Source organism: Pedobacter sp. N23S346 (assembly GCF_048515415.1).
Lineage (GTDB): Bacteria > Bacteroidota > Bacteroidia > Sphingobacteriales > Sphingobacteriaceae > Pedobacter.
Window position 1 is genome coordinate 104,133 of sequence record NZ_JBLYEE010000015.1, and the last position, 7,694, is coordinate 111,826.

A 7,694-nucleotide genomic window follows, 5' to 3' on the forward strand; every position below is an offset into this window, starting at 1 on the left:
TATGGTGATAAAGCCGTCATGATTGATCATTCACTTGTGTATTTTGATAATCATGACGGTTCCTATAAGAACTCCTATAAATATTTAATTGGCCAGGAAAATAAATGTATTCACCACCAGGTAAGGAGATCTGTTATCTAATGCGGTACCTGAACCACCTGAGGGTACAGATGCCGAACCTGATACCGTATGCGTGTGTGCTCCAGATGATGAAGTTGTACTAGTGTCTACATTATCAATACTCCATAGGGACCTATTACCTGATGCTCCTCTATCCGTATCATTTATTTGCAGTGGAGTAGGCAGGGTATGCGTATGCGCGCCGGCAGATGCTGCAGTACCATTAATGGTGCCTGAAAAGGTAGTATTTGGTAGATTAGCCACGGTAATGGTTAATTCATTGATACCACCAATATCACCTAGGTTTTCTGAAGAGATTTTTGTTTTCAAAAAACGATTTGTTGCATCAGGCAAGTTGTTAGTAAACCCCAATTCACTGGCTGCAGCCTGAGCTGCGGCCGGGAGTGACGAAATTGCCCTACCGTCTAAAAGGAACCATCCTGCATGATCTGCAGTTTTGAAGGAATTTTTTACATCACCTGAAGCTGATTTATTTTGTGAATCAGATAACTTTACCCATTTGCTATTGGCCGGAGTATTGAGGTCTTTATTGTAATAATAATAACCAGGTACTACATCGTTTGTACCGGAATTGGTTGTTGCAGTATTAAAAACCATTAACGCATGTGCAGGAGAATTAATAGTAGTTACATCTGTTAAACTGGTTAGCGCTACTCTTGTCATCAAAAAACCCTTGTTTGTTGCCTCCAGTTCCAGTAAGGCACTTGCGTCTTTAATGGTAGAATTGGTTCCTATTTTTTGAGCTATAGTTTGTGCTAAAACCACCATGCCAGTCATCGAAAATAAACTGATGATTATACCGACTCTTATGTATATATATTTCATTGCTGTAATTTTTATCTATGATAATGGGGTGAATTAATCAATTTTATACCAATCTGTTCCATCACTTTGAATACGAATCGTACTGTGCACGTTTAGTGTGGTGAAGCTGGTTGTTTCAGAAATTTTAATAGATTGGCTGAACGTAAGCACATTGCTGGTTTCATCCGTTTTACGAATTACTATAATTCTACCTTTACTTGCGTTAGCTGCAGGAAGCGTTAAGGTAAAACCTCCATTTGTTCCATTGGCCAGAATAGTGTAATCGTTAGCCAGTGCGGTATAGTCGGCTGTTATTTTAATAATATTATTCATTGAACCTGATACCGTTTTCAAAACACCATTTGCATCTGCAACAACAACCCTATCATTAGCATCTGTACTAATGTAGTTTGGCCTTTCCGCTGCTTCAGCTGATCTCCATGATGCCAGCGGTCCATAGCCTAAAGCTCCAATACGCACCCCACCTAAAATTAAGTCTAAACGCTGTGTTGGATTTCTGTAGAAAGCATCGCCGTTTGGATCTGCACCAAATGACCAGTTTCCTCTTTCATCCATTATGGCTCGATAAGCATTTCCGGCTGCTGTCCTTGCACTTCCATCAGCATTTGCTCCTGATGTTCCTAACCAAATTTCACCACCTACGTTGGTATACTTACCTGTTCTTAATACTACTCCTGCTCTTTGCTGAGTAATTGTATTAGAGGCACCAAATGTGTTATTAGATGTTGAGGTATGTCCCTCAAACGCAGCAATAGAAGTTCCGTTTGGACGGGCTGTTCTAGACGCAATGGTACCACTTGAAATGATATTGCGATGAACAATTGCCTGTGCATTATTGCTGGTAGCCAAACTATAATTAACATCTAAATCACCATTTGCCTGGAAGGTTACTTTATCATCAAATTGATTAGCACCAAATACTGCATCCGAGGGGTTATATCCGAAACCAACTCTTCCTCCAGGCGTAACGATGATATCATCCAACACGTCTGTGGCGGTTGGAGTACCAGTTGCCGGATTGGTCTTTGCCGCATCTATATGGAAGGTTCCGATTCCGTTTTGTGTACCAATAGCCACATTACCCATTTGATAAACGGCGTCCGTATTAGCAGTAGCTTTGGTAGTGGTGCCCTGAATTTGTAAAGGTTCGATAGCTAAAGCACTTGGTGTTGTTGTTTTTAAAACGCCGTTTGCATCTGCTACTACAACTTTATCTGTGGTGATATCACCTGCATAAGCTGCTGAGTTTATATTCCTGATTCTTAAACCACCATTACCTGTAGTAGCATCGCCACCTAAATCCAATAGTTCGGTTGGTTTAGCTGCTGCTTCGGTACCTGATACACCGATGGCAGTGTGTGCATTTTTAAGAATAGTTAGGGCATTGTTTTTACTACTTGCTACACTATTCCCAACCTGCAATAATGGATCAGTTAGTACGAAATTAGTAGGATTACCTGTTGTAGTTATAGCATTACCTGCACCTAATACAGTTTCGTAAGATGAACCTGCAATGGCATTATAACCAAGCGTCATTGAATAATCTCCATTTGCTCGAGCACTTGTTCCTATCGCTGTAGAACTAAGTCCATTTGCTTCACTTATCTGGCCCATTGCTGTGGAATATGCTCCAGTTACTTTTGAATTTGTACCAGTAACAAATGCGTTATCTCCGCTTGCTATTGTCCCAGAGCCAAATGCTGTTGAGTTAACTCCACTTGCTGTAGTAGTCCAACCTCCCGCTATAGCTCTTAAACCGCTAGCAATATTATCAAACCCAAATGCAGCTGAGTTGGCACCTATTGCAGCTGTTAAATTTGGTTTCCCGCCACGTACCGCTCCACGAACATCTAATCTTGCAATTGGATTAGTAGCACTAAAATCTCCTAAACCTAAATTACCGTTTTGATAAATGTTTTGGGTATTTGTAGTTGCTTTTGTTGTTGTGCTTTCTACATTAAAAGGCTCAGCATAAGGTGCTATTTCATCTAATAACCTTACCCATTTACTATTTGCCGGCGTAACGGTATCTTTATTCCAGTAATAATAACCTGGCGTAACGTCGTTAGTTCCTGTTGTTGTGGTTGCAGTGTTAAAAACAGTTAGTGAATTTGCCGCATTAACAATAGTGGTAATGTCAGTTAAGCTGGTTAAAGCAACACGTGGCATTAATACTCCTTTATTGTTAGCTTCCAACTCTAAAAGTGCAGATACATCTTTAGTAGTTGGGTTTCCTCCAATTTTTTGAGCTGTGGTTTGTGCATTTGCCTGGTAGCCTGTTGCTGCTAAGAGTGCAAGAAAAGCGATTGATTTTATATTTTTTTTCATTGTCTTAAGAGATTTGGAATGTGGTACTGAGGTGTAATACCTTAAAATTACACCCTGATACATAAGTTCTTATTAGTCTATTTTATACCAGTTAGTACCATCACTTTGAATACGCATGGTAGAATTGATGTTCAAATTGGTTATCGTTACCGTTTTCGAAATTTTAATACTCTGACTAAAAGTTATGTCGTTTGAACTTTCATCTATTTTACGAATAACCAAAATGCGTCCTTTATTGGTAGGGGCTGCAGCCGGAATAGTTAAAGTAAAACCAGCTGTTTCGGCATCTGCAATGATGGTATAATCATCTGCTAATGCAGTGTAAGCGGTAGCAATGTTTACAATATTAGTGGTGTTCATTGCGAAGGTTACTGTTTTTAAAACGCCGTTTGCATCTGCTACTACAATTTTATCTGTAGATGAGCCCGTTACAGTATTGATATCACGAACTCTTACATTTCCAGAACCAATATCAAATCTTTCTGTTGGTTTTGCAGCTGCTTCAGTTACTAAAGCAGCATTTGTATTTATAATACCAACTGCTATGTTACCATTTTTGAGCACGGTCATTGCATTACCGAAAGGCTGATTAGCTACCTGATCACCTATACCTACACCTATTTGAAAAACAGGCTCATCGTATAGCCAATCGTTTGGTGTACCAATTTTAATAGCATTATTATGACCTATTACCAATTCATTTTGTGATTGTGCGGTCAAATACCCACCAAAAGTGGCTGCCGATTGCCCATTGGCATTATTTCTATATCCAAATGCAACAGTCGCTATGTTTGTGGCATTAGAATGATAACCTGCTGCAAATGATTGAACGCCAGAAGCCGTACTCCCTTCACCCATTGCTGTAGATGCTACCCCACTCGCTGTTGAACTAAGTCCAGTAGCAAAAGAATTATTTCCAGATGCCGTATTTCCAGTACCAAATGTTGCAGAGTTTGTACCTATTGTACCTAAATTTCCTGTACCGCCACGTATTGCACCTCTCACATCTAAATTTGTTAATGGGTTGCTTGCACTAAAATCTCCAATACCTACATTACCATTTTGGTAAATATTTTGGGTGTTTGTGGTTGCCTTTGTGGTTGTGCTTTCTACTTGGAAAGGTTCTGTTGTTAATGTAGATGATGTCACTGTTTTTAATATACCGTTAGCATCAGCTACTACCAAATTATCTGTAGCAGCACCTGCATAAGCTGCTGAGTTGATATTCCTGATTCTTAAACCACCATTTCCTGTAGTTGCAGCGCCGCCTAAATCTAAAAGTTCAGTTGGTTTTGCTGCGGCCTCTGTACCTGTTAAACCGATTGCGGTATGGGCATTCTTAAGAATGGTCATTGCATTATTTCTAGGTGCAGCAAAAGCGTTATCGCCATTACCCACTTGCAATAAAACATCTGTAGTTACCCATTTATCTGGCGTTCCGGTTGTAATGGCAGACTTAGATCCCACTGCCGTTTCAAAATAAGAACCTGCAATATTTTGATTACCAAAAATAGTATTGAACCTCCCTTTTGCAGTGCCTGATATCCCTCCCATAAACACATGATCTCCAGTAGCTTCAACAACATTATAGGTACCTGTAATGAAAGACATTAATCCCCCATTAATGGTGGAGTTAGATCCCATTATAAAGTTTGGTGCTGCTGTCGCTGTTGCACTAATAATATTGCTTCTACCAAAAATTGCAGCTTCCTGAGAACCATTACGGATCTCATTAGATACACCTGAAATAAAATTACTCGTAGTATTAGCCTCTGAAATTACATTGACCGACCCAAAGGCTGCATTTCTGATCCCGGAAATATTATTGCCATAACCAAAAGCTACCGAATTTGCACCGCTTACTATATTTCTCTCTCCAAAAGCTACTGAGTTTGTACCCACAGTTCCTGTATTGCCAGTGCCTCCCCGTACAGCACCTGCAATATCTAAGGTTGTGCCAGTCAGCACGGTATTCCTACCTATCGCTACTGTTCCGGTTTGATAAATATTTTCATTATTTGCTGTTGCTTTATTGGTAGTACCCTGAACATTCCACGGTTCAACTGAAAGTAAAGAAAGATCTACAGCATTTGAAAGCACACCATTAATGGTTGAGGTTAAGTTATTGGTTGCATCTAATCCCAGAACATTAGAATTAATAAGTTTGGCTGTAGGTGCAGTTCCATTTACATCACTGGTTAAGGTGTTATCAACAGAACTTAAAGTATGTGTAATGGTTTGAGGAGTTGATGCACCGGCAGGACCGGTTGCACCAACATCACCCTTATCGCCTGTATCACCTTTTAGTCCCTGAATACCCTGTGAACCAGTAACACCAGTTGCGCCAACATCTCCTTTATCTCCAGTATCACCTTTCAATCCTTGAATACCTTGTGAACCAGTAGCTCCAGTGGCTCCAATATCTCCCTTATCCCCCTTGTCTCCGGTATCTCCTTTTAATCCTTGAATACCTTGTGAACCAGTAATGCCAGTTGCTCCCTGTGTACCTGTTGCACCAACGTCGCCTTTATCTCCCTTGTCGCCAGTATCACCTTTTAATCCTTGAATACCTTGTGAACCAGTGACACCAGTGGCTCCAACATCTCCCTTATCACCCTTGTCTCCAGTATCCCCTTTCAATCCTTGAATTCCTTGTACGCCAGGAGTGCCAATTACTCCCTGTGGACCTGTTGCACCAATGTCGCCTTTATCTCCCTTGTCTCCGGTATCACCTTTTAATCCCTGAATACCTTGTGAACCAGTAATGCCAGTTGCTCCCTGTGGACCTGTTGCACCAATGTCGCCTTTATCTCCCTTGTCTCCTGTATCACCTTTTAATCCTTGAATACCTTGTGAACCAGTAATGCCAGTTGCTCCCTGTGGACCTGTTGCACCAACGTCGCCTTTATCTCCCTTGTCTCCTGTATCACCTTTTAATCCCTGAATACCTTGTGAACCAGCAATGCCAGTTGCTCCCTGTGGACCTGTTGCACCAACGTCGCCTTTATCTCCTTTCAGCCCTTGAATGCCTTGCGCACCACTGTCTCCTTTATCGCCCTTATCGCCTGTTACACCCGCCGACCCGGTTAAACCAGTTGCACCTGTATCACCTTTTGGGCCGATAACACCTATAGGACCAGCATCACCTTTTAAACCCTGAATTCCCTGAGGACCAACTAAACCAGTTGCACCTGTATCACCTTTTGGGCCGCTAAGACCTATAGGGCCAGCATCACCTTTTAAACCCTGAATTCCCTGAGGACCAGTTAATCCTGCATCTCCCTTATCGCCTTTCGGACCTGCAACTCCTGCTGCATTCTTAACCCATTTTGTACCATCGTTGTAATAGATCCCTGGTGTTACATCAGCACTGGTTGCAGTGTTATAAACCATCATACCAGCAACATGTGCAGTTAACGGGGCGGGGTTTATAGTTGCCACAAGTGCTATCCTAACGTGTAAAAAGCCTTTATCATTGCTTTCCAACTCTAAAATGGCATCTTTATTAGGCAAGTTGGTACCAGTTATAGTACCGTCTTTTACCTTTTGCTGAGCAAAGGAAACGGAAATACTCAAGATAAGTCCCGTTAAACTGAGAAGTAAATGTTTATTCATCTAATTTAAATTAATTGTTTGATTTTTGGTCCTTACAAGCGATATTTAAAGAAGACAGGAGATTGAGCGCTTTAAGCAGCTAATTATTAGCTACATATCGATTGTAAATGATAATTCCAGTAACCCAAAAGATAAGCCAAAATGAAGATTGGCGTTTAATGCTGTTTTAGGGAACAATTAAAAAAATATGGGTAAAATTATACCCACATTTTCGGGTAATTTATTTCCCATTTTTTTTTATAATCAAACGCGGAAGAAGAATATGGATAAAAAGTAAAATATTTACCTGTTTATAAAGGATGTACTCGAATCTGCAGGATCCACAAAATCTGTGAGGAAATAATAGTGAGGTTGGTCGTTTGTCGTCCATCGTTTTCAGTCTATTCGCAATGAAAAGATCCTGAATCAAGTTCAGGAAGACGCGTTATGGATATACGAAGGATTTTTCAATTGATATTTTTGATCTCGTTGTTCGTTTGTTGTTGTTCGTTGCTGGCCTTTCAACCTATAACTTTCAATTCTTATAAACAATTGCTTGTCATCTATCGCTATCTGCTCCCAGACCTGTAACTTATAACCTACAACTTTTAACCTTTAACTTACTGTAAACGAAGAAACCCCTGCAGTTGTTACTGCAAGGGTTCTTTTTAAATGCCTCTTGGGCTTTTAAGATTTGGCACCGACCTACTCTCCCACGTGTTACCGCAGTACCATCGGCTCTGGTGGGCTTAACTTCTCTGTTCGGAATGGGAAGAGGTGGACACCACCGATATAGGCACCTAAAT

Annotated in this window: 3 protein-coding genes and 1 rRNA gene; all 4 read right to left on the minus strand. The window is 40.7% G+C overall.

Translation table 11 applies throughout. The annotated features are described in order from the left end of the window. Positions 1-84: 84 nt before the first annotated feature. Entirely contained in the window at positions 85-966 is an 882-nt protein-coding gene (locus ACN1CD_RS20975; protein ID WP_419132371.1) for a hypothetical protein, read from the minus strand. Positions 967-999: 33 nt separating this feature from the next. Further along, positions 1,000-3,294 carry a hypothetical protein gene (locus tag ACN1CD_RS20980; RefSeq protein ID WP_419132372.1) on the minus strand — a complete coding sequence of 765 codons (2,295 nt, stop codon included), beginning with the start codon at positions 3,292-3,294 and terminating at the stop codon, positions 1,000-1,002. A gap of 72 nt (positions 3,295-3,366) precedes the next feature. Beyond that, positions 3,367-6,909: a hypothetical protein gene (locus ACN1CD_RS20985; RefSeq protein WP_419132373.1), complete on the minus strand. Its 3,543-nt coding sequence runs from the start codon at positions 6,907-6,909 to the stop codon at positions 3,367-3,369. Between the two features lie 671 nt (positions 6,910-7,580). Then, positions 7,581-7,692, minus strand: a 5S ribosomal RNA gene (gene rrf / locus ACN1CD_RS20990). Between the last annotated feature and the right edge of the window lie 2 nt (positions 7,693-7,694).